Annotated in this window: 21 protein-coding genes; 9 read left to right on the top strand and 12 right to left on the bottom strand. The window is 40.9% G+C overall.

Features of this window, described 5'->3' with window-relative positions; genetic code table 11:
* Window positions 1-24: 24 nt before the first annotated feature.
* The 7 genes from ACWIW0_RS03595 to ACWIW0_RS03565 all read right to left on the bottom strand — a co-directional run bounded on the left by ACWIW0_RS03595 (window position 25) and on the right by ACWIW0_RS03565 (window position 11,969).
* Window positions 25-2,691 (bottom strand): DEAD/DEAH box helicase family protein, encoded by a 2,667-nt coding sequence (locus ACWIW0_RS03595; protein ID WP_454452236.1) that lies wholly within the window; start codon window positions 2,689-2,691, stop codon window positions 25-27.
* A complete protein-coding gene (locus ACWIW0_RS03590) occupies window positions 2,688-3,731 on the bottom strand; it encodes a virulence RhuM family protein (RefSeq protein WP_454452235.1) in 1,044 nt (347 codons plus the stop codon). Before ACWIW0_RS03590 ends, ACWIW0_RS03595 begins: the two co-directional genes overlap by 4 nt.
* The gene (locus ACWIW0_RS03585) at window positions 3,724-5,427 is read right to left on the bottom strand and encodes a site-specific DNA-methyltransferase (protein WP_454452234.1); all 1,704 of its coding nucleotides are present in this window, start codon (window positions 5,425-5,427) and stop codon (window positions 3,724-3,726) included. The genes ACWIW0_RS03590 and ACWIW0_RS03585 overlap by 8 nt, the downstream gene beginning before the upstream one ends.
* 5 nt (window positions 5,428-5,432) lie before the next feature.
* Window positions 5,433-7,445 (bottom strand): ATP-binding protein, encoded by a 2,013-nt coding sequence (locus ACWIW0_RS03580; RefSeq protein ID WP_454452233.1) that lies wholly within the window; start codon window positions 7,443-7,445, stop codon window positions 5,433-5,435.
* Window positions 7,442-10,321 (bottom strand): SNF2-related protein, encoded by a 2,880-nt coding sequence (locus tag ACWIW0_RS03575; protein ID WP_454452232.1) that lies wholly within the window; start codon window positions 10,319-10,321, stop codon window positions 7,442-7,444. Before ACWIW0_RS03575 ends, ACWIW0_RS03580 begins: the two co-directional genes overlap by 4 nt.
* Window positions 10,322-10,349: 28 nt before the next feature.
* Window positions 10,350-11,258, bottom strand: coding sequence for a glycine--tRNA ligase subunit alpha (glyQ, locus tag ACWIW0_RS03570; RefSeq protein ID WP_454452231.1), 909 nt, complete (start codon window positions 11,256-11,258; stop codon window positions 10,350-10,352).
* 144 nt (window positions 11,259-11,402) lie between these two features.
* Window positions 11,403-11,969 (bottom strand): biotin transporter BioY, encoded by a 567-nt coding sequence (locus tag ACWIW0_RS03565; protein ID WP_454452230.1) that lies wholly within the window; start codon window positions 11,967-11,969, stop codon window positions 11,403-11,405.
* A gap of 77 nt (window positions 11,970-12,046) precedes the next feature.
* On the opposite strand from ACWIW0_RS03565, the gene ACWIW0_RS03560 reads away from it, so the two are divergent.
* Window positions 12,047-12,802, top strand: coding sequence for a BPL-N domain-containing protein (locus ACWIW0_RS03560; protein WP_454452229.1), 756 nt, complete (start codon window positions 12,047-12,049; stop codon window positions 12,800-12,802).
* 44 nt (window positions 12,803-12,846) lie between these two features.
* Here ACWIW0_RS03560 and ACWIW0_RS03555 read toward each other — a convergent pair whose 3' ends face one another.
* Window positions 12,847-14,406, bottom strand: coding sequence for an AbgT family transporter (locus tag ACWIW0_RS03555; RefSeq protein WP_454452228.1), 1,560 nt, complete (start codon window positions 14,404-14,406; stop codon window positions 12,847-12,849).
* A 168-nt stretch (window positions 14,407-14,574) separates the two neighbouring features.
* On the opposite strand from ACWIW0_RS03555, the gene ACWIW0_RS03550 reads away from it, so the two are divergent.
* The 5 genes from ACWIW0_RS03550 (at window position 14,575) to ACWIW0_RS03530 (ending at window position 20,265) form a co-directional block, all read left to right on the top strand.
* Window positions 14,575-15,780 carry a ribosomal protein uL16 3-hydroxylase gene (locus ACWIW0_RS03550; RefSeq protein WP_454452227.1) on the top strand — a complete coding sequence of 402 codons (1,206 nt, stop codon included), beginning with the start codon at window positions 14,575-14,577 and terminating at the stop codon, window positions 15,778-15,780.
* A 259-nt stretch (window positions 15,781-16,039) separates the two neighbouring features.
* Entirely contained in the window at window positions 16,040-16,708 is a 669-nt protein-coding gene (locus ACWIW0_RS03545; protein ID WP_454452226.1) for a 7-cyano-7-deazaguanine/7-aminomethyl-7-deazaguanine transporter, read from the top strand.
* 280 nt (window positions 16,709-16,988) lie between these two features.
* Window positions 16,989-17,825 (top strand): siderophore ABC transporter substrate-binding protein, encoded by an 837-nt coding sequence (locus ACWIW0_RS03540; protein WP_454452225.1) that lies wholly within the window; start codon window positions 16,989-16,991, stop codon window positions 17,823-17,825.
* A gap of 11 nt (window positions 17,826-17,836) precedes the next feature.
* Window positions 17,837-18,157: a cupin domain-containing protein gene (locus ACWIW0_RS03535; protein WP_454452224.1), complete on the top strand. Its 321-nt coding sequence runs from the start codon at window positions 17,837-17,839 to the stop codon at window positions 18,155-18,157.
* The gene (locus ACWIW0_RS03530) at window positions 18,154-20,265 is read left to right on the top strand and encodes a TonB-dependent siderophore receptor (RefSeq protein WP_454452223.1); all 2,112 of its coding nucleotides are present in this window, start codon (window positions 18,154-18,156) and stop codon (window positions 20,263-20,265) included. The genes ACWIW0_RS03535 and ACWIW0_RS03530 overlap by 4 nt, the downstream gene beginning before the upstream one ends.
* A 45-nt stretch (window positions 20,266-20,310) precedes the next feature.
* Here ACWIW0_RS03530 and ACWIW0_RS03525 read toward each other — a convergent pair whose 3' ends face one another.
* From ACWIW0_RS03525 to ftsY, 4 genes are read right to left on the bottom strand one after another with little or no spacing between them, the layout of a single operon-like run.
* Complete coding sequence (locus ACWIW0_RS03525; protein ID WP_454452222.1) at window positions 20,311-21,228, bottom strand: helix-turn-helix domain-containing protein; 918 nt, start codon at window positions 21,226-21,228, stop codon at window positions 20,311-20,313.
* A 17-nt stretch (window positions 21,229-21,245) separates the two neighbouring features.
* Entirely contained in the window at window positions 21,246-22,175 is a 930-nt protein-coding gene (gene ftsX, locus ACWIW0_RS03520; RefSeq protein WP_454447250.1) for a permease-like cell division protein FtsX, read from the bottom strand.
* A 26-nt stretch (window positions 22,176-22,201) separates the two neighbouring features.
* Entirely contained in the window at window positions 22,202-22,858 is a 657-nt protein-coding gene (gene ftsE / locus ACWIW0_RS03515; RefSeq protein WP_454447249.1) for a cell division ATP-binding protein FtsE, read from the bottom strand.
* The gene (gene ftsY / locus ACWIW0_RS03510) at window positions 22,858-24,417 is read right to left on the bottom strand and encodes a signal recognition particle-docking protein FtsY (protein ID WP_454452221.1); all 1,560 of its coding nucleotides are present in this window, start codon (window positions 24,415-24,417) and stop codon (window positions 22,858-22,860) included. Before ftsY ends, ftsE begins: the two co-directional genes overlap by 1 nt.
* A gap of 83 nt (window positions 24,418-24,500) precedes the next feature.
* Here ftsY and rsmD point away from each other — a divergent pair, with 83 nt between their 5' ends.
* The 3 genes from rsmD (at window position 24,501) to ACWIW0_RS03495 (ending at window position 25,631) form a co-directional block, all read left to right on the top strand.
* Window positions 24,501-25,097 (top strand): 16S rRNA (guanine(966)-N(2))-methyltransferase RsmD, encoded by a 597-nt coding sequence (rsmD, locus tag ACWIW0_RS03505; RefSeq protein ID WP_454452220.1) that lies wholly within the window; start codon window positions 24,501-24,503, stop codon window positions 25,095-25,097.
* 83 nt (window positions 25,098-25,180) lie between these two features.
* Window positions 25,181-25,354, top strand: a complete 174-nt coding sequence (locus ACWIW0_RS03500; protein ID WP_162853279.1) for a hypothetical protein — start codon at window positions 25,181-25,183, stop codon at window positions 25,352-25,354.
* On the top strand, window positions 25,347-25,631 hold the full coding sequence (locus ACWIW0_RS03495; RefSeq protein ID WP_454452219.1) for a type II toxin-antitoxin system RelE/ParE family toxin: 285 nt from the start codon (window positions 25,347-25,349) through the stop codon (window positions 25,629-25,631). The genes ACWIW0_RS03500 and ACWIW0_RS03495 overlap by 8 nt, the downstream gene beginning before the upstream one ends.
* The last annotated feature ends 87 nt before the right edge of the window (window positions 25,632-25,718 follow it).

Here is a 25,718-nt window from a genome sequence, read left to right as displayed (position 1 = left end):
AATAATTCGCTAATAGCACCTCTTCTATCCTTTCTCAAATCTCAAAAAATCTACCAGTTTTTTAGATTCAATCACTTCGTTATGCGGTATTAACAAGTAATGCCACCTTTTTGAGTGATTTTTTAGTGCATAATCAGTGGCATATTTACACCATTCTCTTGCTGCCTCTGCTTTGGCTTGTACTTCTGAGGTCTCTAAATCTACACAAGCTTTAGTTTCCGCCATGAAAATACTGTTTTCTGTTTCTGCCACAAAATCGGGCAGATATTCGGCTTGCGCATTCCCCAGTTTGTAATAAATCTGAAACTGCCCCAAAGCCGGTTTGAACCATTTTTGCGCATCACGTTCCAGAATTACGGCAAAGCGGCGTTCGGTGTCGGAATCAAATTTTTGCAGCGGATACAGGCATTTTTGAAAGTTGCCGAACAGCATCTGTTTGATGCGGCTTTTATCGTCAAGCGTATCGCGCACCGAACGCACCGGCTCGTTTACCGAAGCGGTGTAGTGGCAGGGCTTGAGCGCAGTAAAACCACGGCTGACATGCGCTTCATAATGCGCAGCTTTTTCCCAGAAATGCGCCATCATCTGCGCATGGATTTCCCGTGCAATCAGGCGGCGGTTTTTATCCAGTACATCCAGCGTTTCCGGCTCGGAAAGATAACTGCGCAAATGCCGCACCATCTGTCCTGCCAGGTCATACAAAAGCGCGGACTGGGTGAAGTAATCAATATCGTCAAAATCAATCAGCGCATGCACGATATAGTCTTCGGGGCGTTTCTCGACCAGCCCCAATTCGGCAGACAGGCTGCTTTGCTCATCAGTATGCAGGTTGTGAATCAGAATTTCGCGCGCACCCGGCTGCAAGTGCAGATTGCCGACATCCAGAGTAAAAGGGTGGAACCCTGTGCTGACTTCCCCGCCCGGCATCACGGTGATGCGCGGAATATCAATGGTTTGTGCCACCAATACTTGCGTGGTTTTCGCCACAATTTCTGCGACATCGGGCAGCTCATCCGCCAATAATTCGCCTTGCGTACCTTGCAACTGCTGTTTCACTTCTTCGGTGATTTTTGCCTGAATATCTGCTTGCAATAAGGCTTGTGAAGTTGGTACCTGTTGTGGACGAGTTTCATATTGAGCAGCAATTTCCATCACCTTACGGGCAATTTGTTTTTCCGTCTCATTTTGGAATATGGGTAGGTCTCTTGCTGTGGTATGAGTATCTGCCAATCCTAAATGGCTTTCTGCACTACTAGGTACAATGACGCTCACCTTCTGTTCGTCCATATTTTCAGGTTCTAAAATGACTTGCTGTAGCCGTAATGCTGAATCGCCTTTGTTAGCTTCATCAATAATTTCCTGAAAACGGTCGTGCGCCACGATATTGAGCCTGTCCACCACTTCCGTGCCGGTGCGCTTGCCATAAGGCAAACGCAAGCCGCGACCGATGCTTTGCTCAATCAAGGTGCGGGCATTGGCGGCGCGTAGCGGCACAATGGTATAAAGATTGGTGACATCCCAGCCTTCTTTAAGCATATTGACGTGAATCACGATTTCAGTCGGCTCGTCCACGCTTTCCACCGCCAACAGCCGCGCAATCATCTCTTCTTCGTCTTTGCCCGATTTGCTGGAATCCACCTGAATCACCTTGCCCGCATAACGTCCACCATAAAAGGCATCGGATTCCAGCAATGCCAGCAACCCTGCCGCATGCGTGGTATCGCGGGCAATCACCAGCATAAAGGGTTTCACCGCCGCCACGCCGTTTTCCCGTGCAAAGGTTTGCAGCTCTACTTTGGTGTTCTCATGCAAACGCACGCCGTCTTCCAGCTTGATTTTTTCAATTTCCTCGGGCGTATAATTTTTCGCATCAAAATTACGCTGCGTTACCACCGCAGGCATTTTTACAAAACCATCTTCCATCGCCCGCGCCAAAGGATAATCCATCACCACATTTTTAAATGGAATGGGTGCTTTGGTTGATTCTACAAATGGCGTCGCTGTTAATTCCAAACCAAGCAGCGGATTTAATTCATTAATCGCCCGCATTCCCGCTTGCGCCCGATAGCGGTGCGATTCATCCATCAACAGCACCAAATCGGGCAAATTGGCCAGATAATTGAAATAACTGTCGCCCAATACCTCGCGCATCCGCTTGATACGCGGCTCCTTGCCGCCGCGCACTTCGGAATTGATTTTGGAAATATTGAAAATATTGATGCGCACTTCGGTAAAGAAATCCGCCATCCCAAGACTTTGCTGCTCATAGTTATCGCCGGTAATCACGCGCGGCGGGTTCACGGCAAACTCGCCAATGCCCTTGAACACATATTTCGGCGTATTGGGCGAAAAATCGCCGATCAGCTTGTTGTAAATAGTAAGATTCGGCGCCAGCACAAAAAAGTTGTTGATGCCGTGCGCCAAATGCAGATAGGCAATAAACGCCCCCATCAAGCGGGTTTTGCCCACCCCCGTTGCCAAGGCAAAACACAACGACGGAAAATCGCGTTCAAACTCCTGCAAGGTCGGAAATTCGGCTTTCAGGGTTTCAAGCACCGCCGCCACATCACGCCCGTGCTTGAGTATTTCCGGTGCGGCATCCAGCGCCTGTTTCAGTTTCGCCAGACTTTGTGCCTGCGGCGCGCGCAAAGACAAACGCCCGTTGATATGGTTTTGAATTCTTGTGGTCATGATCCGTTTTCCTTATCCGTTTGTTTTAACAGGCGGTCAAAATCACTTTCAAACAAGCGGTCTTGCACAATGCGGTATTTTTCAAATTCAGTTTCGGCGTGCAATTTTGCCTGTTCGTGTGAAATTTTTCCCGGTCCGGTCAGGATTTCATTGCCATTGAACTCAAGAAAACCATCCAACCGTTTTGCCCAATCCTGCATAGACATCGGGATTTTCCGCATCGCCTGAAGCTCGGCAAAATCCAGATAGAGCGAAACGATCCGTTCAAGATATGTCATTTCCGTTTCACTTAAATAATTTTTTGCAACAGATACATCAGAGCGGATGATTTTCCCATGCGGCGCAGCTTCCCAATGCGTCAGCCCCATATGCTGCCTATCGGCATTGGCGCGCTCGACGATCAATTCTGCCGCCGTATGGCGATGCACCGCCCAATGCAGTTTGTTTTGCACCAAAGCAAAAAACTCACGCGTAGTAGCCGCCTGTTTGTCATAATCAAAGGCCGTGGCATATAAATCGGTTACTTTCTGATAAAACTTGCGCTCAGACAGACGGATTTCTCGGATATATTCCAGCTGCCGCTCAAAATATTCATCCGTGAACATATGCCCTTTTTTCAAGCGCTCCACATCCATCGTCCAGCCTTGAATGGTATAGTCCTTAACGATACCGGTTGCCCATTTGCGAAATTGTACCGCCCTTTCATTATTCACCTTGAAACCGACAGCGATAATTGCCTGCAAATTATAATGTTTGGTGCGATATTGCTTGCCGTCATCGGCAGTTATTAAGTATTCCTTAATAACTGCGTCCGGCATCAGTTCGCCATCGTCAAAAACTCTTTTCAGATGCTGGTTGATGGCAGGAATAGAAACATCGTAGAGCGTCGCCATCATTTTTTGAGTGAGCCAAACATTCTCATGTTCATATCTCATTTCCACAGACTGGGAATTGCCACCCGTAGCCGCCACAAAAGTCAAATATTCCGCCGCCGATGAGCGGGTGATGGAAACATCTCGTTTTTTTACCGTTTTACTCACCGCCCGCTTCCCCCTCAAAAAAATCTTGCTGATTTTCGACCGCACTTTTGCCCTTCGCAGTCTTTGTTTTGGTGGCAGATGGTTTTTCAGACGGCATCGGTTCAGGCTCCGCCATCGGCAGATTGGCGACATTCAAACTGTAATCGTCATGCCCCCATTCGCAGCGCGCCAGCACCATTTTCGGGATTTTTTTCAAAGAAAGATTCGGGAAACGCTCCGCCGCCTGCGCCGACGTGATGCCGCGCCAAGCGGCGCAGCACACCAGCAGGCTTTGGTTTTCGCCCACTTCGTCCGACAACGCCTGTAACTGCTCGGCAGACAGGGTTTGCGTGGTGACATAAATAAAATCGCGCTCGCTGGAAAATCCATGCTGCCACCACAAAGTTTCAGACGGCCTGTAAGTAAAACCCTCCAGCTTGGCAAGCGCTTCGGCAAGCATTTCGGGGTTATAGTCGGGATTGATAATCGGATTGCCCCAAGCATCGTTCACAATCAAGGTCGGTGCCAAGCGGTAATAACGGAAACCGCCGCCGCCCTGCCAGTTCACCGCCTTGGAAATCCCGCCCTGATCGGAGCCGTCAATCACCTTTTGCAAACGCGGAATAATATGCGTGTGGCAATGCTCGCCCAACTCCACCATAATCCAACGCCGCCCCATTTTATGCGCGACTGCACCGGTGGTGCCGGAACCGGCGAAAGAGTCTAGGACTAGATCGCCGGGGTTGGTGGCTAGCTCTAAGATACGCTTCATTAGACGTTCTGGTTTAGGTGTATCAAATGGATTTTTTGCACCAAAAAGACCATTAATTTCTTTTTTTGCTTCTTGGTTATGTCCTACCTCATCATTACTCCACCAAGACCATGCATTTTGCCCTTCCATCTCGGACAAAAAGCGCTTTAGTCTAGGACGAGAGTTTCCATCTTTCCCAAACCAAACACGATTTTCATTTAACAGTTTTTCAAAAGTTGCTTCACTGATTGCCCAACACCTTCCTTCAGGAGGGGGATGTTGTTTCCCATTCGGTGCTGTAATTGTATAGAATTGAGATGCGGTAGCGTGCCCTGTCATTCCAGTAAAATCAGTTGAAGCCCATGCTCCTCGAGGATCATCATCAGGGTTTTTAAAATCTTTTTTCCTAGAATCATTTACTTCTAACTGATTGAATTTTTGGTGAATTAAAGGTTGTTTTCCATATACCAATATATGATCATGTGCATTACCTAGTCGTAGGCGATTATCAGGTGAAGTTCTTTTCTGCCAAACCACATTCGCTACAAAATTCCCCCGCCCAAACACTTCATCACACAACACCTTTAAATAATGCGCTTCATTGTCATCAATGGTAATCCACAGCGAACCGTCATCCGCCAGCAAGCGCTTGATAATCTCCAAACGGTCGCGCATCAGCCCCAGCCAAATCGAATGCTCCAGTCCGTCATCATAATGGGCAAACGCACTGCCGGTGTTATACGGCGGGTCGATAAACACACACTTCACCTTACCCGCAAACTCCTGCTCCAACGCCTTGAGCGCCAGCAGGTTATCACCAAAAATCAGCCGATTATCAAAAATCGCCTGCTCCGAACGGGTGGGCGCATGATACGACTTCTCCGCATCCTCCAACAAAATCCGCGCCTCCAACTTAGGGCGCTTGTCCTTACCTATCCAAGTGAGTTCTAGTTTTTGGTTTTTCATACTTCTTAGCCCTTATACAGCCCCAATTTATCAAACAGTATACGATTCCGACGCAAGGCATCTTTAACTAATTTGTCGTAAGAAATAATTTCAATATTTCCATTTCCTTCAGCCAAATTGTAGAAATATCCTTCATTATCGGCAGTCTTATGATATCTTCCAAAAACTTGATTTCTTAGTGATGGTGTTAAGTCTGCTATAAGATAGCCTGTATAACGTAAGTTTTGTGGGTTTACCATTCTGCCATCGATATCTTGCACATCACCTTCTGAAATTTCTCTAAACCTTTGAATAATTTGGTCTGCTGGATCTTTATCGTAATCATCACGACCGGGGCGTTTAAATTCAATAATAACTACCCCACCTCCCTGCAAATTATCAGGTTCAGACACACCTATAGGCGTGTCATAGAAAAAAGCAAATATATCAGGTTCTTTTAATGACGTATTTTCCAATCCTGATATGCTTTTTAACTTCTTATCAGAAGTTAAAAGTGTGTGATAACAAAGCCTTTCATCAATTAGCCAAAGATTTTGTTGCTCAAAGAAAATATCTTTTGAAGTTACACCCATAGGAAAAATCATTTTATGTAATACTTTTTCTAGAGGATATTTGTCATCTGAACGTTTCTTTTTAAGACTGCTACCCACCAAATCCAATATTGTTCTTCGATGAGCAATATACGCGGCAAGTTGTGCCTTACCAATTTCATTGGTCTTTTCTGCAAGCTCTTTAAATTTTTCTTGGTATTGTTCAAATGTTTCTGTTTCAAATAATGCGGCTATATGTCGGCTCTCTTTTTTTACCTCATCCTCGATCTCACGTTTAACATGAAGTAGTGCTTCATCTAATTTTTCATCAGATAATCCTGGTTGGATTTTTTGCTCCAGTTTCTCTTTATACCGAGGGTGCGTCAAAGCGCGGTATTCAGGAGCCTCAATAACAAATTCTTCGATTTTCGATAATTTTTCTTCATTAGTGGATTTAAGATCATCCGCCAATAAAGGTCTCAAGGTTTTTGCTATTTCTTTATATAAATCCTGTTTTGAAATCAGCTCTTCTTCATAGTCAAATTCATTATCTGATTGAAATACAATATGGGTACGTTCCTGATTGGTATTTTCATCAAGATATTCACCTGTTACTAATACAATCAAAGTGTAAGGATCTTGGTTATCATCTAAAAATTTATCGGGCAATTCGGGCAGCAAATCACGCAATTTTCCTGATACGACCTCTCGACCATTTGCACATAAATGAATAGCATGACGAGTGCGCCCATCTCTATTTCTATAGGTTTGCAATGAAAAAACTTTCTTCTTAACTTCAAATGATTGCTCTTGGATATGATTAACGATAGTTGAATCAAAAAGCTTGTTGAGGTTTATGGTTTCATGTCCATCAGCTTCAAGGAAAATTTTTGGGCATGATCGAGAAGCAAATCTTATTAAAAAATGTGCAATAATTCTCTCTGCAATGATTTTGGGATCTTGTGGCCAGCCTTTTTTATATTTTTCATCCATTAACCGCAGAGAAACTTTTGTTCCAATTTTCCGATCTGTTGATTTAATTTCATCTATACCCTGAAAATCATGTTTTATAGAAAAATCAAATTCGCGTAGATAATTTTTATTACTGTCTGTAAATACACTTTGAATTTTTGCAGAAGAAAATACTTTTAAAAATGTAAATCTACCCACTCCTTTCCCGCCTAGTTTAACTTTAGACAGAGTATACGCTTCCCTGAATGACGTTACATTTTCATCATTAAATCCGATACCATCATCAACAACATCAAAACCATCAACAATAAAATTATTATCTCCACTTTGATAAACAAGATCATTAGCTGATATTAATTTAATAAAAACGCTATGTTTTTGAAATCCATCATTAAGCTCTTGAATTGCATCAATAGCATTTGATATGGCTTCAAATAAAGGCATCATTGCCTTGGCTTGAGAAAGTTCCAAACGTTCTACCAAACCTTTAATATTAATACTGGCGCGTATCATCACTTCATCTCCCACTCAATAAAAAATAATTCTTCTTCATCAACCTGCTGCTTTAACTGCTCTTCCAAATCTTCAATCAACCGGTTGCGTTGGTTTTCAATTTCATCTTGTTTGTCAAACAGTTCCCGCCGCTGTTTGCTGCGTTTGTTTTCCAGCTCGCGCTGTTTTTTCTGCCAAACCAGCTTTTCTTCCAGCGTGGCGGTAGTGGCAGCGGTGCGGCGGGCTTCTTTGATTTCGCGGTCGGTTTCTTTGATGTCTTGTTCCAAGCCGTGTTTGAGATCGTCCATCCAGTCGTCGAGTTTTTGCACTTCTTGCTCAAAGTAGCCTAGATTGCGGTTTGTAGCGTCGTTTTGCAGTTGTTGGAGGCGGTTATCGATATCAGCGGTCAAGGCCGTCTGAATGCTTGTTTGTTCGGTTGCACCGAGTACACGGACGGGCAGTTTCAAGAGTTTTTCGGGGTCGTCGGCTGGCAAGGGTTCGCCGTTGTCGGTAACGGCGGCAATCAGCAGATGCTGTTCGGTGTCGTTTAATGCGCTGATGCTGATCAGCTTGGCGGCCAGTTGCCCGCTTTGGCTACGATAGGTTTCCAGCGTGCTGATGCGGCTGCCATGCGCCTGATAGTCAAATTGCAGGCGTACGGGCGGACAGACGCGGTTTTTGGCTTGTTTGATGATGGCTTGCGCCAAGGGGTGATTGATGCGGTAGAGATGGGCTTCGCCGCTTTTGCGCGGTAGTTCGTAACGCCCTAACGAAACAGTATTGAGGCCGTCTGAAAGGTTTTCAGGCAGGCTTTTGAGCGTAAACCCTTCTGTATCAAAATCGGCATGTTTTGCCAATTCGCTTTGGGTTAAATCCATTAAAATACGTTCGTATTTTTTGAGTGCATCGCGGCTTTCTTGGTTGCGGATACGCAGTTTGTCGCGCACTTCTTCATCGAAGTTTTCCAGCAGGGTTTGGCGGGCTTTAACCATGTTTTGGTTGATTTCGTCCGAAAGCTCGCGTTGCAGTTCATTAAAAGCGGCTTTGATGTCTTCGGGCTGGCGGCAACGGCGGTAAATGTCGGCAATGCGCCGTTCGATGTCCACTCCCGAACCAATCGCCCCCAAGACTTCATCGCTGGCACCGAATACGCCGTTAAACAGTTGGAATTTTTGTTCCAGCAATTCATATACGCGGGCGTCGGCTTCGTTGCTTTCATCCACAAAATTGACCACCACCACATCGTGCTTTTGCCCGTAACGGTGGCAACGACCTATGCGCTGTTCGATGCGTTGTGGGTTCCACGGCAGATCGTAGTTGATGATAAGCGAGCAAAATTGCAGGTTGATGCCTTCTGCGCCCGCTTCGGTGGCAATCATGATGGTGCCTTGCTCTTTGAAATATTCCACCAGTGCGGCGCGGGTGTCGGCAGTTTTGGATCCGGTGATCTTGTCGCTGCCTTCATGGCGTTTGAGCCAGTTTTTATAGATTTTTTTCGCCTTTTCGTCGTTATTGGTGCCGTTGAACAAAACAATGCCTTCGCCGTTTTCTCCTGCGTATTCACTTTCAGACAGGCATTGCAGCAGATAATCTTGCGTGCGTTTGGATTCGGTAAAAATAATGGCTTTTTGCGCAGCGCCCAGCTCTTTGAGTTTGGCAAAGGCGGTGGCAAGCGCTTTTATCAGCGCACGGCTTTTGGCGTCTTCGCGGATATTTTCAGCCAATATTTTGAAGTGTTTGAGTTCTTCGATTTCATCGGCAATGGCTTGGTATTCGTCTTTACTCAGAATATTCGGCTCGGTTTCTTCCTCCCATTCTTCGGCGGTTTCATCCAGGCTTTCATAGTCTTCATCGAGGATTTCCACCAAATCTTGCGGCTTGGACTGATCCAACACGCCTTGCAAACGCTTGCTCATGGTATCCAAGGCGCCTGCAATGGCGCGGCTGCTGGAAGCAAGCAGTTTCCAGAGCACCAAGGAAATCAGCTGCCGCTGGCCTTCGGGCATGGCTTGCAGATTCGGGCGACGCAGATAGTCGGCAACCAATGAAGAGAAGGCTTGCTCCTGCTCGGACGGGGTAAATTTCTGCACGATGGCAAGGCGCTGGGTATAGGGAACGTAGGCCTGAACCTGCCGGCGCAAGGTGCGTTTGCATACAGGGCTTAAACGCTGGCGCAGGCTTAATAAAGTCTTCTCGGTGGCTCTGGCACCGAACTGATCGCGAAAACTGTCCAAATCACCGAAAATGCGCTCATCAATCATGCTGACCAAGCCGTAAAGCTCCAGCAGGGAGTTTTGCAAAGGTGTCGCCGTCAGCAGCACTTTACTGGTAACGTTTGCCAACGCCTCTTTCAAGGTTTTGCCGATGACATTGCCTTTTTTGTAGACGTTGCGCAGACGGTGCGCTTCGTCCATTACAACCAGATCCCAGTCTATCTGCTTGATGTCTTCCGCCTTGGCTTTGGCAAACTGGTAGGAGCAGATAATCGGTACATCTTGGCGGAAAGGGTTGCCGCCTTCTTTTTTGGCGGCGTTATAGCTTTTGGCCTCTAAAATCATGCCTTGCAGACCAAATTTTTCCTGCAATTCCTGATGCCACTGTTTGCGCAGGTTGGCAGGAGTAATAATCAGAATATGGCGCTTACGCTCCGCCCAGCGCTGCAAAATCACCAAGCCGGCTTCAATGGTTTTACCCAAGCCAACTTCATCCGCCAAAATCACGCCGTGCGACAAGGGATTTTGGCAGGCAAACAAGGCGGCATCAACTTGGTGCGGATTTAAATCCACTTGAGAATCAACCAGAGTGGAAGCGAGAGATTCGATTGTACCATTTTGTGCTTGGCGTGTTAATTGCCAAGCAAAGTATTTGGCTTGGTGGGAGGACCATTTTACAATCTGCATATTTTAAACATCATAGTTGTGATTGTAGCTATTTCTTACACCCCGGAAACCCCAACGCTTCACGACTTGCATAGTAAGCTTCCGCCACGCCTTTAGTTAAGGCTCGAATGCGTAAAATATAACGTTGGCGTTCGGTCACAGAAATTGCTTTGCGAGCGTCTAATAAGTTAAAGCTGTGAGCAGCTTTTAAAATGCGTTCGTAAGCAGGTAAAGGGAGTGGTTTTTCGAGATCCAATAAATATTGCGCTTCTTTTTCGTACTGCTCAAAACATTTGAATAAAAAATCCACATCAGCATATTCAAAGTTGTAGGTGGACTGCTCGACTTCGTTTTGGTGGAATACATCGCCATAAGTAGTTTTACCTAGTGGCCCGTCTGACCAAACAAGATCATATACACTATCTACGCCTTGAATGTACATTGCCAAACGTTCTAAACCGTAGGTAATTTCACCTGTAACAGGTTTACATTCTAAACCGCCAACTTGTTGGAAATAGGTAAATTGAGTTACTTCCATTCCGTTGAGCCACACTTCCCAGCCTAAGCCCCACGCTCCTAATGTTGGGTTTTCCCAGTTATCTTCTACAAAACGAATATCGTTTTGAGTCGGGTCGAAGCCTAACATTTTTAAGCTATCGAGATAGAGTTCTTGAATGTTGTCTGGAGACGGTTTAATCACTACTTGGAATTGATAATAGTGCTGTAAACGGTTTGGATTTTCGCCGTAGCGACCGTCAGTCGGGCGGCGTGAAGGTTGTACATAAGCAAACGCCATCGGCTCAGGACCTAATGCACGCAAGCAAGTCATCGGATGTGATGTACCTGCACCCACTTCCATATCGAATGGTTGTACAACAGTACAACCTTGTTGCGCCCAGTAATCTTGTAATGCAAGGATCATTCCTTGAAAGGTTTTCACATTAAATTTTGCTGACATTGTGATTCCTATTGATAAATTCAGTTAAAAATGTCGGCTATTATAGCGGTAAGCGATGAGATCGTGGGAATTTTTTGCAAAATTTATTAAGAAAAGACCTTGCAAGCTACAAGGTCTAAAATAAGTTGATTTAAAATCAAACGACTATAATTTTGAGAAGAATTTATAAGATGGAATGACTAATAAGCTCGCAAGCACAGCTTTAATTACACCGCCAATGATAAACGGATATAAACCAAAGGCTAATACTTTATCCGCAGGCACAAATAACGATAATTGTGCAAGCCCAAATACAAAGGTAATTACTGTGGCAAGTAAGGCAACGGCAACACTTTTCCAGAATGAGTTTAATACACCTTTGTCGCTAAAATAGCCGAGTACATAAGCGGTTGGCACGAAACCAATTAAATAACCACCTGAAGGGCCTAATAAGGCTTGGAAACCAGAAGACGCATTAGCAAAAACAGGTAAGCCAATTGCACCTTCAAATAAGTAAAGTAATACTGCTGATACAGCGGCTTTTCGCCCTAATGCAAAACCAACAACGGTTAATGCAAGCGTTTGTCCCGTAATTGGTACAGGATACATAGGCACTGAAATTTGAGCAAAAATAGCAATTAAATTTGCACCGATTACAGTTTTCAGAATAAAAGCAAAAGCACGGTTAGCTTCTAACCATCTTTTAGTTTGGGTTAATTGTGCTGTGAACATAGGTTCTCCTTGGTTGAATAACGCAGGCAGATTATACTGAAAAGCATTTTATAAAGTAAAACAAAATAGGAATCATTGTGGTAAAACCAGTCTATATTTACGCTGATGAAGGCACGAGTGAAGTGGGTGTGAAATCACTACAACTTGCTATACCGCAGAAATTGGGGTATTCAGCTCATTTTATTAACACTGAACAACTACTTCAGCAAGGATTAGAAGATGCTGCTGCATTCATTATCCCAGGAGGAGCGGATCTGCCTTATTGTGCCAAATTAAATGGTGCGGGTAATCAGTTAATTCGGGCGTTTATTGAGAAGGGGGGATTATATATTGGTATCTGTGCAGGGGCATATTATGCCTGTAAGCAACTAGAATTTACAGGACAAGATTATAAGGTATTCGGTAAAAGAGAGCTGGCGTTATTTGATGGAGTAGCGATCGGCTCTTTGCCTGACTTAACCCAACAGCAGTACTATGATGAAAGTGTAGCATCTAAAGCGATTGTTGAAATCACCTTGGCTGATCAACAAAGTAAGCCATTCTACTATCACGGTGGGGCAACATTTGTAGCATCATCGGATTCCACTCATCAAATTCTTGGCTATTATTCCCAACAACGTCCAGCGATTATTTATGGCACATTAGGTAAAGGGTATTATTTATTATCGGGCGTGCATTTCGAGCTACAAGCAAGTATTTATCAAGAGTATGTGGTGGCTAATACAGAAAGTTTGCCTGAAAGGATCAAAGAACAGCACATTATGCAACAACTAACGTTTGATTATGGTGATACCATTTGGGAGAAAATAAGAGAAATATTGATGAGAAAATAAAAGTAGAGCAAGGTCAGTGCCTTGCTCTATCTATTTAGTTAAATTTAGGGTGCAGGGTAATAAGTGTGTGAACCTGGACCAACAGGTAAACCAAAGACAAAGACCCAAATGTAAAATAACATTGTCCAACCAACAATAAAGATGAACGAATAAGGGATCATCATTGCCATTAGTGTTCCAACACCTGTATCTTTTTTATAACGAACTGCCACAGCCATAATTAAGCCAAAATAGCTCATCATTGGTGTAATGATGTTGGTTGTTGAATCGCCGATACGATATGCCGTTTGAATAACTTCTGGAGCATAGCCCACTAACATTAACATTGGCACGAAAATAGGTGCAGTTAATGCCCACTGTGCAGATGCTGATGAAATCATCAGGTTAATAAAGGCACACACTAAAATAAATCCGATAAAGAGCGATGGCCCAGTTAAACCAAGTTTAGTCAGTAAGTTTGCACCTTCTACCGCTACGATAGATCCTAAGTTTGTCCAGCCAAAGAAAGCCACAAACTGTGCTGCAAAGAAGACAAGCACAATGTACATTCCCATTGAACTCATACTTGATGACATTGCTTTAACAACATCATTATTATTTTTCATTGAGCCTGTTATACGGCCATATACATAACCTGGGATACCAAAGAAAATAAAGATAAATACTACAATGCCGTGTAAGAATGGCGAGCCTGAAATTAACCCTGTTTTCGGATTACGCAAAATACCATCTTCAGGCACAATAGACCACGCTAATAGTAACGAGAAGACAAGAGCAACAACGCCAGCCCAAACTAAACCTTTTTTCTCTAATGGCGTTAATTTTTCTACTTTACTATTTAAAATTTCCGTATCAGACGCACTTGCAGGATCATATTTACCTAATTGTGGTTCAACAATTTTCTCAGTTACAAAATAACCTAAAATCGAAACAAGGAAAGTACTGATAAACATAAAATACCAGTTTGCTTCAGGGCCTACAACGTAATTTGGGTCAACCAATTTCGCAGCTTCTTGAGTAATACCTGAGAGCAATGGATCTACTGTACCTAAAAGCAAGTTAGCACTATAACCACCAGAAACCCCAGCAAATGCTGCAGCAAGACCAGCCAATGGGTGACGACCTAAAGCGTGGAAAATCATAGCTGCTAATGGAATTAACACCACATAGCCCAATTCTGCTGCAGTATTAGACATTACCCCTGCAAATACAACGGTAAATGTTACTAATTTTTTCGGTGCACCAATTACTAAACCACGCAACCCAGCAGAAATTAACCCAGATGCTTCTGCAATACCCACACCAAGCATTGCCACTAATACAGTGCCTAAAGGTGCAAACCCTGTGAAGTTTTTCACCAAGCTACTGACCATATAGCCAACACCTTCGGCACTTAATAAGTTTTTCACTTCAATTGTACCGTTAGCATTTGGACGTGGATCAGGCACACTTACTCCCATTGAAGATAAAATGGCGGATACCACAATCAAAATGACACACATCATCATAAATAAAATAATTGGATGTGGTAATAAGTTACCGAGCCACTCTACACCACGTAGAAAGCGTTGAATGGCACTATTTTTCTGCGGATTTTCTTGCATAAAATACTCCTTAGCGATAAAAGTTATAAAAATCGGCGGATTATCACACAATATGCTCAGAAACAAAATATCCTGTAACATTTTTTTTACATCAAAATCTATGAAAATTTAACCTTGTCATTAAAATACGCTACACTAGCAAGCAAAAATAAAGCCTAGGAGTTAAAAATGAATATCCCATTCTGCTTACCTGAAAACATTAGCCCAGAAGACTTTTTGCAAAACTATTGGCAAAAACGACCGCTTCTTATCCGTAACGGATTACCACAAATCGTGGGGTTATTTGAGCCACAAGATATTATTGAGTTATCCCAAGAAGAAGAGGTAATTTCTCGCTTAATTCAAACTCACCAAAAAGCGGAGGGCGAAAAATGGTCACTAAAACGCAGTCCACTTTCTGCGGAAGATTTTGAGAATTTACCAGAACAATGGTCTGTTCTCGTACAAAATTTGGAACAATGGTCGCCAGAATTAGGTGCATTATGGCAGGCATTCAATTACATTCCACAATGGCAACGTGATGATATTATGGTCTCTTATGCCCCTGCTGGTGGCTCAGTTGGCAGACATTACGATGAATACGATGTATTTTTAGTGCAAGGTTACGGACACCGCCGCTGGCAATTAGGTAAATGGTGTGATCCAAGTACTGAATTTAAACCTAATCAACCAATTCGTATCTTTGATGATATGGGCGAGATTATTTTTGATGAGATTTTAGCCCCTGGTGATGTGTTATATGTGCCATCTCGTTTATCTCACTACGGCGTTGCACAAGACGACTGTTTAACTTTCTCATTCGGATTACGCTATCCAAATGCAACCGATTTAATTGAAAATCTCTGTAAAACGATTGAGCATCAAGCAGAAACCTTACCAAGCTCACAATTTGCTATTCCATTCCGCTTATCGCCAAACGTCCAACCAAATGCGTTACTCGATCCAAAAATGGTAGCAACATTAAAAGCTCAGCTCATTGATTTATTAGCAAATTCAACACAATTCGATGCCTTATTTACTCATAGTGTAGCCACTGCGGTAAGCTCACGCCGTTATGAACAACTAACCGAAGATAACGAATTTTACCCTGATGAAGTACAAGAAGTGTTGGAAGCGGGGGGATTTATTCAACAAGATGCAAATGTAAAAATTCTTTATACCGAAAACCCATTGCGAGTTTATGTCAATGGTGAATGGATTGATGAATTAAATGATGCCGAAGCAAATTTACTGATCCGTATTGCTAACGGTGATGCGATTTCGTGGAATAAACTCGCTTCAAAAGTGGAAAACCAAGATCAACTTGAATTATTACTTGATAGTCTGTGTGACTGGTTAGATAGTGGCTGGGTGGTATTAGAAGATACTGAATAGGGATAATCAGATAAACCTAATGAAAATTGATAGTACTAGTACCTACGTTGACGTTTAATGTGGTGTAATGGGCAAAGATATGGGATTTTGTCAATTACACCACTCTTAGCTACTCTAAATCTTGTTGTAACTTTTATATTCCTTAGGAAAAGGTCGCATAGCACTAAATTTACTTGATTTTTCCGTTATGGCGAGTATCATTCCGCCCCTATTTTCATTTTGGGTTCCCTAACCCCAATTTTTAACAAAAAGGTACAATATGACTATTCTTAACTTTTCCGATGCACAAGTGCGTCGCTCTTTGTGTTTACTCTCGCTATTCCACATCTTTATTATCACGATTAGTAATTACCTTGTGCAAATTACTTTTGAAATAAAGCTGCCTTTCACAGAAAGCGTTATTCCAACAACTTGGGGAACGTTCAGCTTTCCATTTATCTTCCTTGCCACCGATTTAACCGTACGGGTTTTTGGTGCAGATTTAGCTCGCCGAATTATTTTTTTAGTAATGTTCCCAGCTTTGATCACAAGTTACATTATTTCAGTGATCTTCTTTGAAGGCACATTTCAAGGTTTGACAACTCTAACCGAATTTAACTTATTTGTATTTCGTATCGCATTGGCAAGTTTTGCAGGCTATGCAGTGGGGCAGTTAATGGATATTTTTGTATTTAACCGCTTACGTCAAGGCAAAAATTGGTGGTTAGCTCCAGCAAGTTCGACAACCATTGGGAGCTTAATTGATACCTTTGTATTCTTTGCTGTTGCTTTCTATCAAAGTAGCGATCCTTATATGGCAGAACATTGGTTTGCGATTGGTACTGTCGATTACGCTTTCAAACTGGTTGTAAGCCTTATCTTATTTTTACCACTATATGGCATCTTGCTTAATTTCATCATTAAAAAATTACACTTAGCAGTAAAATAATCATAAAAAATGGTGGGTAATTGATTGTATAATTGTTTTAGAAAAGTAGAAAACATATCTTACTCACCATCCTCCTTGTAATAAATACATTAGCACACAACGGAAAAAATCTAGCACTATCGGGAAATACTTTCATAGAAGGCTTACCCATAAAATCAATTTCTCCTAGAATAAATAAATGATAACAATTCTTAATTGTGTAATTGGAGGAATGATGAACTACTTCAAAAGATTTTATTGGTTTACTCTAATTTTCTTATCAACATTATCTGCTCTAGCTATGGATACTAAACATATTGAAACAGCAAGAGGACAAATAGAAATTAAATTACCGATACAGCGTATTGCAGTGTTTGATTGGGCTGTATTGGATTCATTAATGACATTAGGTGTGAATGTTGGAGCAACAACAGCCCCTGTGCAAATTGATTATTTACAACCAATTTTTCAACAAGCAGAAGTAGTCGGTACATTATTTGAACCTGATTATGAAAAACTTTATCAATATAAAGCAGATCTCATTATTACTGGAGGGCCAAATGCAGCCAATTTTGATGCCCTAGCTAAACTAGCTCCGACAATTGATCTTACTGTGGATAACCAGAATATTAGACAAACTGGATTACAGCATTTGGCTTCTCTAGGTATTCTCTTTGATAAGCAAGAGCAAAGCCAAAAACTGATAAAGAATATTAACTTATTATTTGATCAAACTCGTTCTCTTGCCAAAGGAAAGGGAAATGGATTAGTTATTTCCATTACGGGCAATAAAATTTCCGCCTTTGGCGAGAACTCTCGCCTAAGCAGTTGGATACATCAAGATATAGGTATTCCTGCAGTAAATAAAAATTTAAATAATTCAGGTCACGGAGAAATTATCTCTTTTGAGTATATCCAAAAATATAACCCTGATTGGTTATTCGTTTTAGATCGTACATCTTCTCTAGGACAACAAGGACTATCAGCTCAAGCCGTACTCGACAATCCATTGATAAGAACAACGAAAGCGTGGCGTAATAAACAAATTGTTTATATGCCCAATGCTAACTATATTGCGGCTGGTGGAGCAACTCAGTTACTTCAAGCTGTTCAGCAGCTAAAAGATGCATTTCAATAAATGGAGGTTATATGAAAACAGATAATGTTCTGAATTTAGAAAATATTTTTTCACAAATTAAGGAATACTGGCAACCTCATTTTATTTCTTCTCATCAGTTTGACTTTCGCTTTGTAAAAGTAAATGGTGATTATGGGTGGCATAATCATTTGGAAACAGACAAGGTTATTTTTGTTTTATATGGAAATTTACATATTGATTTCCGATCTCAAGAAAAAGTAAGTATTCACCAAGGGGAAATTTATGTTGTACCTAAGGGCATTGAACATAAGCCATATGCTTACTCAGAAAGTCATATTGTCATTATTGAAATATCTCAGGAGGAAAAATGAAATTATCTTTAAAATATAATGGGTTAATGCTGGCGTTATGTTCATTTTATGCTACTGCTGAAACAAGTAATCCAAGCCAATTAGAGCAAATCAGTGTTAATTCAGAAAGTGATAGTTACTCAGTATCCGGAACCTTCAGTTCTACAGGGCTACCAACGACACTTCGTCAATTCCCACAGAGTATTAGTGTAGTTACAGAAAAACAAATCAGCGATCAGAATATAACTAGTGTTGATCAGGCTATATTGCGTAGTGCTGGGGTCAGCCAACAAATCTGGGGTTCAAACCGTGCTGGGTATAATCATCTTTATGCTAGAGGCTATCAAATTTCTAACTATCAACTAGATGGCATACCCATTAGTGATGCTTTTAATGATACAGCAAATTTATCAAGTGCATTCTACGATCGAGTGGAGGTTGTTCGTGGTGTATCTGCACTATTAGATGGTTCAGGAGAACCCAGTGCAACAGTTAATTTAATACGCAAACGTCCTTTATCACATCCTCAGACATACCTAAAACTAGGTATGGGAAGTTGGAATTACTACAATGCTATCGTAGATAGCTCTTATCAAAACAATTCAATAGGTGGGCGAACAGTTGTTATTGCTGACACTCAGAAAACTTGGAGAGATAGAGAGAAAGCTCAAGAAATTGGGATATATTCAATATTTGAATACAATATTTCCCCACAGGCGACCTTTAGTTTAGGAGGAAGTTTCCAACAAAATAAAGAGAGTGCGAGTGCTTCTCATAGTATTGTTACTTATGATAGTGAAGGCTATTTAACTCACTTCTCTCCAAAGGTGAATCCAGCCCCACAATGGGCGTATAGTAAAGTAAAAACAATAAACCTATTTTCTACCTTTACTTACGCTTTTACACCAAAATGGTTAATTAAAACAGATTATAGCTATACCAAACGCATATGGGATCACCCTTATGGTGTTGCAGGTGTGCTAGGAATACAGCATTCTAGTGGTAGTACCGATATGATTACTGGATATTGGCGTTCTTCTCCTGATACGCATAGTTTAAGCTCAACATTATCTGGAGAATATGAATTTGCGGGTCGTTCACACAGTGTCGTATTAGGAATCAATGGCTATCGCTACGATAATACTAAAGCATTTGGTGAGCGTAATTTAGGAAAATTAGCTAACATTTATGATTTAGACAGTATTACAAATTATTTAAAGCCTAATAATTATATGCAGAAATTGCCAAGATCTTCAGCTAAATCTCAAATTGGTGGTTATATCGCTAATCAATTTAGTATCAATAATTATTTAAATTGGACAATAGGTGGCCGCTATAATTATTACAAAGATAAAAGTTTTAATCGCTCCACGCAAAATATGATTGTTGTTAAAAATCGTAAGTTTACGCCTTATACTGGAATAGTATTAAACCTTAGCGATAATCTATCTGCTTATATCTCCTATAGCCAATTGTTTGTACCACAATCACAAAAAGATCAGAATGGGCAATATTTAAAACCATCATCAGGCTATAATATTGAAGCAGGAATTAAGGGAGAATGGTTAAATGGTCTACTAAATACCTCTTTCTCTGTATTTAATGCTCGTAAAAAACATCTTGCAGTAGTAGCAGGAAAACATTCTGATGGAGAAGCGTATTATAAGGCGATAGATAGCACTAAAATTCAGGGCTGGGAAGCAGAAATTGCAGGAAAAATAAAAGATAATTGGTTTATTCAAGCAAGTTTTAGCCAAACGCTTGCTAGGGATAGTAAAGGGCAGCGAATTAATACTGAAAGTGTTCCACATTCAATGTTTAAGCTGTTTACAACATATAATGTAACACCTAATTGGACTATTGGTGGCGGCATTCGCTGGCAAAGTGAGACTTATTTGAATAACATTACTGGCAGGTTCTCTGAGCAGGCTAAGAGTAGAGCAATATCAAATGTACGTCAAAAGAATTACACTGTTGCTGATGTAATGACTCGATATCAAGTAAATAAAAATATTGAACTTAACTTACATATCAATAATATCTTTAATACTAAGTATCGCACACAACCTGATCGTCATAGTTATGGTGAATTGCGTAATATAAAAGCAAATATCACATATCGTTTTTAATTAATATCTTAGAGGGCACTCTATTTAGTGCCCTAGTAATTAGGTTTATTTAATAATATCGTTAGGAAAATAGCCAAATTTCTGTTTGAATATTTTATTAAAATAACCTATATGTGAGTAACCGACAAAATACATCACTTCTTTAATAGTTTTATTCTCATTGAGTAATAATTCCAATGCGGTATTTAAGCGTAATTGACGAATATAATCTCCAATAGATAATCCGAGTTGTGCTTTAAAATCACGTTTTAGATAACATTCATTTAAACCCACTCGACGAGATAATGAACCAATACTTAAAGAATGATGAAATTCGGTTTTAATAATATCAACGACATCGTCAATTTTTGTTTTCTGTTTAGGTGTAACTTTATTTAGTTCAAATAAATGAGAAAGTATATCCAGTGATAGAGATTCTAGTTTAAGTGCCTCTATATAATTAGGCTCTTGGGATTGCAGTAGTAGTAATTTCACTTTATTGAGTAGCGATTTATTTGGGCATAGTATTTTTTGTAATGCCCCATTCTGATGTATAACGCTTTTCAGTTCATCATTCCATTCTTCTATTCTGTGACGAGATAACTCTAAATGCATCATACTAGCTCTGTGATTTTCAGGGGTTGTTATCTTTCTGATATATTCAAATTCTCCCTGAATAAGCATTATATCCCCCCTATGAGTTTGTATATTGTGTTTTTTAGAAAATTCAAAGGAATCACGTCCTTCCATAATGATATACAAACCTAAATTATTGCTAAATCCATTTAATTGACTAGAAATATTTTCGTTACCTGAGTTGTAGATTCTCATCAGTAGCATAGAATCATTAAAGTTATTAATACATACCTTGGAGTGAGCATTTTTTTCTTTCAAACAAGCGGTAAGATTACCTTTATTTTTTACTAGATATTCCCAGTTTTGCAACATTGCTTGATATTGTTTGAAAATAGCTGCTGTACTCATCGGTATGTATCTCTTTTTTAATACTTCGCCCCAAGTTTTTGAATATGGCGGTTAGTAGCAAGTTGAGCGGAGAGCCAGCCGAGAAAAACAGTGCTAACAATGACAAGCAATATTTCACCGAAGCTGAAAGAATGTAGTTCAAACTTAACGGTAAACATATCAGCCACATAACGCACAACTCCCGTAAAGTAGCTGATTGTTAGCATACTAAATAGAATGGCTAATAAGCTACCCAATAAGCCGTAAAGCATTCCCATATAAATAAATGGACGAGAGATAAAATGCTCTGTTGCACCGAGCAACTGCATTACGGTAATGGATTGGCGGCTATTTGATACATCTGAACGCACACTATTACTGATAACTAAAAATACGGCAATAAACATTAGCAGAGTGCAAGTTACCGCGACACGAGCAATCATTTGAGTTAAAGCAGTCAGTTTTTCTAACCAACCGTTATCTAAACGAACTTCTTGCACGCCTTTTACTTTTTGTAATCCATCTCGCAAAGTGAGCATCTCTTCAGGTGATGTAAAGGCTTTTTTCGGTTTCAATACAACGACTGCAGGAAGTGGATTGTCATCTAAAATATCCAACGCACTACCAAAACCAGACCAAGTCCGAAATTCTTCTAAACTTTGCTGACGGGAAATGTAGTTTAAACTCTCAATTTTTTCCATATCAAATTGGCGGATACGCTCAACCACTGCATTCACATCGTGTTCAGCTAAATTTTTATGCAGATATACGGTTAATTCGGGTTCTGGATAAAATTGACTGGCTGCTTGGCTAGTATTTTTCCAGAGTAAATAGCTGACAGTAGGAATGGTCAGTGAGACTGCAATAACCAGTACAGTCATTAAAATACCAAATTTACGTTTAATCAGATCTTGCCAGATAGAACGTAAGATATAACGAGTTTGGGTATGATTAAAAATATGTCGCATTATTCTTTTCCTTTATTCTACCTTGATTAGCATTTTAAATGCCCTTCTTCTAACACCAAGCAAGGCTTTGGACGCTGGGCGATAATGTTAGTATCGTGGGTGGCAATTAAAACTGTAGTGCCTGATTTGTTAAACTCTTCAAATAAACGGAAAATTTCAAAGGAAAGTTTATCATCAAGGTTGCCCGTTGGTTCATCGGCAAGAAGTAGCTGTGGGCGATGCACAATCGCTCGAGCAATATCAACTCGCTGTTGTTCCCCACCTGAAAGGTGAAGCGGTAGGAAGTTGGCTTTATTTTGCAAACCAACTCGTTCTAATGCCATTCTTGCTTCACGTTCAACAATTGACTGTTCAACACCCATAATAATCAGCGGTAGTGCTACATTATCAAGAATGGAACGATCAGTCAGTAAGCTATAATTTTGATGCACCATTCCAATTTGACGGCGGAGAAAGGGTAATTCGTGTTCGGCAAGGCGAGTAATATCGTGTCCGTTAAAAATAACTTGTCCGCCATTGGCACGCTCAATCCCCATAATCAGTTTAAGTAGCGTAGTCTTCCCTGCCCCTGAATGCCCTGTAATATATGCCATTTCGCCCTGTTGCAGATGGAAGCTGATACCTTGTAGAGCAGGTCTGCCACCGCCTTTGTAGGCTTTGCTTACATTATGAAATCTGATCATTATTTTTCGTCCTCGTGTGCGAATAAGGCTTCAATAAATTCATCGGCATTGAACGGGCGTAAATCATCAATTTTCTCACCCACCCCGATAAAGCGAATAGGAATGTTAAACTGATCCGCAATCGCAAAAATCACACCGCCTTTAGCTGTGCCGTCTAGTTTAGTAATAGTGATCCCAGTTAAGCCAACCGCTTCATTAAACAGCTTAGCTTGGCTAATCGCATTTTGCCCTGTGCCTGCATCTAGGGTTAGCATAATTTCGTGCGGTGCAGTTTCATCATATTTCTTCATTACACGCACGATTTTTTTCAGCTCGTCCATTAAATTATTTTTGTTCTGTAAACGCCCAGCAGTGTCGGCAATTAACACATCAATACCTTTTGCAGCGGCAGATTGCATTGCATCAAAAATCACAGAAGCAGAATCCGCCCCAGTAGCTTGTGCGACAACTGGAATATGATTGCGTTCACCCCATACTTGTAATTGTTCAACTGCAGCCGCTCGGAACGTATCGCCAGCTGCCAACATTACCGATTTACCTTCCGCTTGGAATTTACGAGCTAATTTACCAATGGTAGTGGTTTTACCTACTCCATTTACGCCGACCATTAAAATCACATACGGTTTCTTCTCGCTAATTTCTAATGGTTTTGCAACGGGTTTTAAGACTTCGGCAAGCTCTAATTTTAATTGTTGATAGAGCAATTCGGCATCTCTTAGCTGTTGCTTTGTGGCGTGTTGCGTTAGGTTGTTAATAATTTTTGTCGTTGTTGGCATTCCTAAATCGGCAATCAATAGTTGCTCTTCCAATTCTTCAAAAAGCTCATCATCAATTTTCTTGCCACGAAAGAAATTGCGAAAGCCTGATCCAATGCTCTCTTTTGTTTTAATCAACCCTTTAATTAAACGGCTGAAAAAGCCACCTTCGCTACTTGGTTTCTCTTGATATTCATCAGAAGCGGTCTGTTCTTCTACAAAATTTGCATTTTTGCTCGTTTCCGTTTCATCAAGCACTGTGTGATTTTCAGCTTGTTCTTCTAGTTGTTCTTCTTTTACTTGCTCTTCGATAGTATCTATCACTTCATCAACAAGGTTTTCCACCTGTTGCTGAGCTGCTTCGATTTTCTCTTCAGCAACGTCTAGCACCGTTTCAATCTTTTCGGTAACTTGTTCACTGAATTGCTCAACGGTATCGCTCACTTGTTCAACTTTATCTGCGATCTTCTCTTGAGTTGTTTCAATAGTTTCTGCTATGGCATCTTCAATTTGCTCTGCAACATCAGCTAATTGCTCACCTTTTTCTTGTAAATACTCGACACTTTGAGTAAGTGCAGAAGGGGCAATATCTGAAGCGGTCGGTTCTTCACTCTTTTTTGCAATTTCGCTATCAGGTAATTCAGAAGACGAAGTGACTTCTTGCTGTTCGATTTGTGCTACTGGCTCTGTTTGTTCTGTTTGCTCAATGTCTGCTGTTGTCTCTGCTTCTTCTTTTTTACCGAAGCCTAACCACGACCAAAACCCTTTTTTCTTCTTTTCTTCTGCCATTTTTTGCTCTCTCATAAAATTAAAAAATCCATTTTGTTTAAAAATGGAATAAACTTGCGGTAGTTTATCATTTTTAATAACTATTTTTGTGATTGTGTATGAAAAAAGTTCGAAATTCTGGGCAAAACACGCCAATGGGAGAAGTGAGAGTAATTGCAGGCTTGTGGCGTGGGCGTAAATTGCCTGTTCTTAATGCGGAAGGCTTACGTCCAACCACCGATAGAATGAAAGAAACGCTGTTTAACTGGCTAATGATGGATATTGCGAATGCACGTTGTTTAGACTGCTTCGCAGGCAGTGGATCACTTGGTATTGAAGCCCTTTCACGTCAAGCACAAGCGGTGGTTTTCTTAGAAAAATTTGCAAATGCCACCCAGCAATTAAAGAAAAACTTGATTAGCTTAAAATGCGATAAAGGGACGGTTATTCATACGGATAGTTTGAACTATTTAGCACAAAAAAATACCGCTGAACCTTTTGATATTGTGTTTGTTGATCCGCCCTTTCATCAAGGATTCGTTCCCCAAGTATTAGCTCACCTAGCCAATAATGGCTGGTTAGCGAACAATAGCTTAATTTATATCGAAACCGAAAAAACACACCCTCCACTTAATTTGCCTGAAAACTGGCAAGTTATCAAAGAGAAAACTGCGGGGCAGGTGGTTTGTCGGTTGGTGAAAACTAACAATTTTTAGTTTATTAAGTATTAGCCTGATTTGACAACCCAATACTAAAAGCAGACAATACCCTAAATTGTCTGTTTTTATAGGAGCAACTTATGTTTAAAGAAAAAGGGTATGATGAGTTTTTGGCTCAAAAACTAAGGGAATCTCGTGAAGATATCAAAAATGGTAAAGTTTTAACATTTGAAGAATCAAGAGCAAAAACTCAAGCACTAGTGGAACGTAAAGCTAAGGAACTTTCCGAGATGGAAATGCGAGCATATGCCTAAAATTATCATCACACAAACAGCACAGAAACATATTGATGAGATTGTAAGTAATGTTATTGAATATACTTATTCGATAGAAAGTGGCATTAAATTAATGAATGATATATACGATAAAATCAATTTAATTGGTTTTATGCCGACAGCGATAGGAAGAGTGAGAGAAGATGGAAGTCGTGAAGCTTTTTGTAGAGGATATCGAATTGTTTATGAAATACTCGATGATACTATTTACATCAATTTTATTATCCACTCTCGCAGACTTTTCCCTCAACCTTAATCTACAAGTGGATTAGCTTGTGTTTTTTACTTTCTAAATACCTGTTCCGTCTATTCTTCATTCTCTATTCCCTATTCCCATTAGTTC

Source organism: Ursidibacter sp. B-7004-1 (assembly GCF_053654055.1).
The sequence above is the reverse complement of the archived record's forward strand: the minus strand, read 5'-3'. Positions and strand labels throughout refer to the sequence as shown.

Coding starts and splice junctions, on each gene's coding strand:
- ftsX (WP_454447250.1), bottom strand. CDS start 22,175: ATGCGACATATTTTTAATCATACCCAAACTCGTTATATCTTACGTTCT.
- glyQ (WP_454452231.1), bottom strand. CDS start 11,258: ATGTCAGCAAAATTTAATGTGAAAACCTTTCAAGGAATGATCCTTGCA.
- ACWIW0_RS03565 (WP_454452230.1), bottom strand. CDS start 11,969: ATGTTCACAGCACAATTAACCCAAACTAAAAGATGGTTAGAAGCTAAC.
- ftsY (WP_454452221.1), bottom strand. CDS start 24,417: ATGAGAGAGCAAAAAATGGCAGAAGAAAAGAAGAAAAAAGGGTTTTGG.
- ACWIW0_RS03535 (WP_454452224.1), top strand. CDS start 17,837: ATGAAAACAGATAATGTTCTGAATTTAGAAAATATTTTTTCACAAATT.
- ACWIW0_RS03585 (WP_454452234.1), bottom strand. CDS start 5,427: ATGAAAAACCAAAAACTAGAACTCACTTGGATAGGTAAGGACAAGCGC.
- rsmD (WP_454452220.1), top strand. CDS start 24,501: ATGAAAAAAGTTCGAAATTCTGGGCAAAACACGCCAATGGGAGAAGTG.
- ACWIW0_RS03555 (WP_454452228.1), bottom strand. CDS start 14,406: ATGCAAGAAAATCCGCAGAAAAATAGTGCCATTCAACGCTTTCTACGT.
- ACWIW0_RS03530 (WP_454452223.1), top strand. CDS start 18,154: ATGAAATTATCTTTAAAATATAATGGGTTAATGCTGGCGTTATGTTCA.
- ACWIW0_RS03545 (WP_454452226.1), top strand. CDS start 16,040: ATGACTATTCTTAACTTTTCCGATGCACAAGTGCGTCGCTCTTTGTGT.
- ACWIW0_RS03500 (WP_162853279.1), top strand. CDS start 25,181: ATGTTTAAAGAAAAAGGGTATGATGAGTTTTTGGCTCAAAAACTAAGG.
- ACWIW0_RS03495 (WP_454452219.1), top strand. CDS start 25,347: ATGCCTAAAATTATCATCACACAAACAGCACAGAAACATATTGATGAG.
- ACWIW0_RS03540 (WP_454452225.1), top strand. CDS start 16,989: ATGGATACTAAACATATTGAAACAGCAAGAGGACAAATAGAAATTAAA.
- ACWIW0_RS03575 (WP_454452232.1), bottom strand. CDS start 10,321: ATGCAGATTGTAAAATGGTCCTCCCACCAAGCCAAATACTTTGCTTGG.
- ACWIW0_RS03525 (WP_454452222.1), bottom strand. CDS start 21,228: ATGAGTACAGCAGCTATTTTCAAACAATATCAAGCAATGTTGCAAAAC.
- ACWIW0_RS03595 (WP_454452236.1), bottom strand. CDS start 2,691: ATGACCACAAGAATTCAAAACCATATCAACGGGCGTTTGTCTTTGCGC.
- ACWIW0_RS03550 (WP_454452227.1), top strand. CDS start 14,575: ATGAATATCCCATTCTGCTTACCTGAAAACATTAGCCCAGAAGACTTT.
- ftsE (WP_454447249.1), bottom strand. CDS start 22,858: ATGATCAGATTTCATAATGTAAGCAAAGCCTACAAAGGCGGTGGCAGA.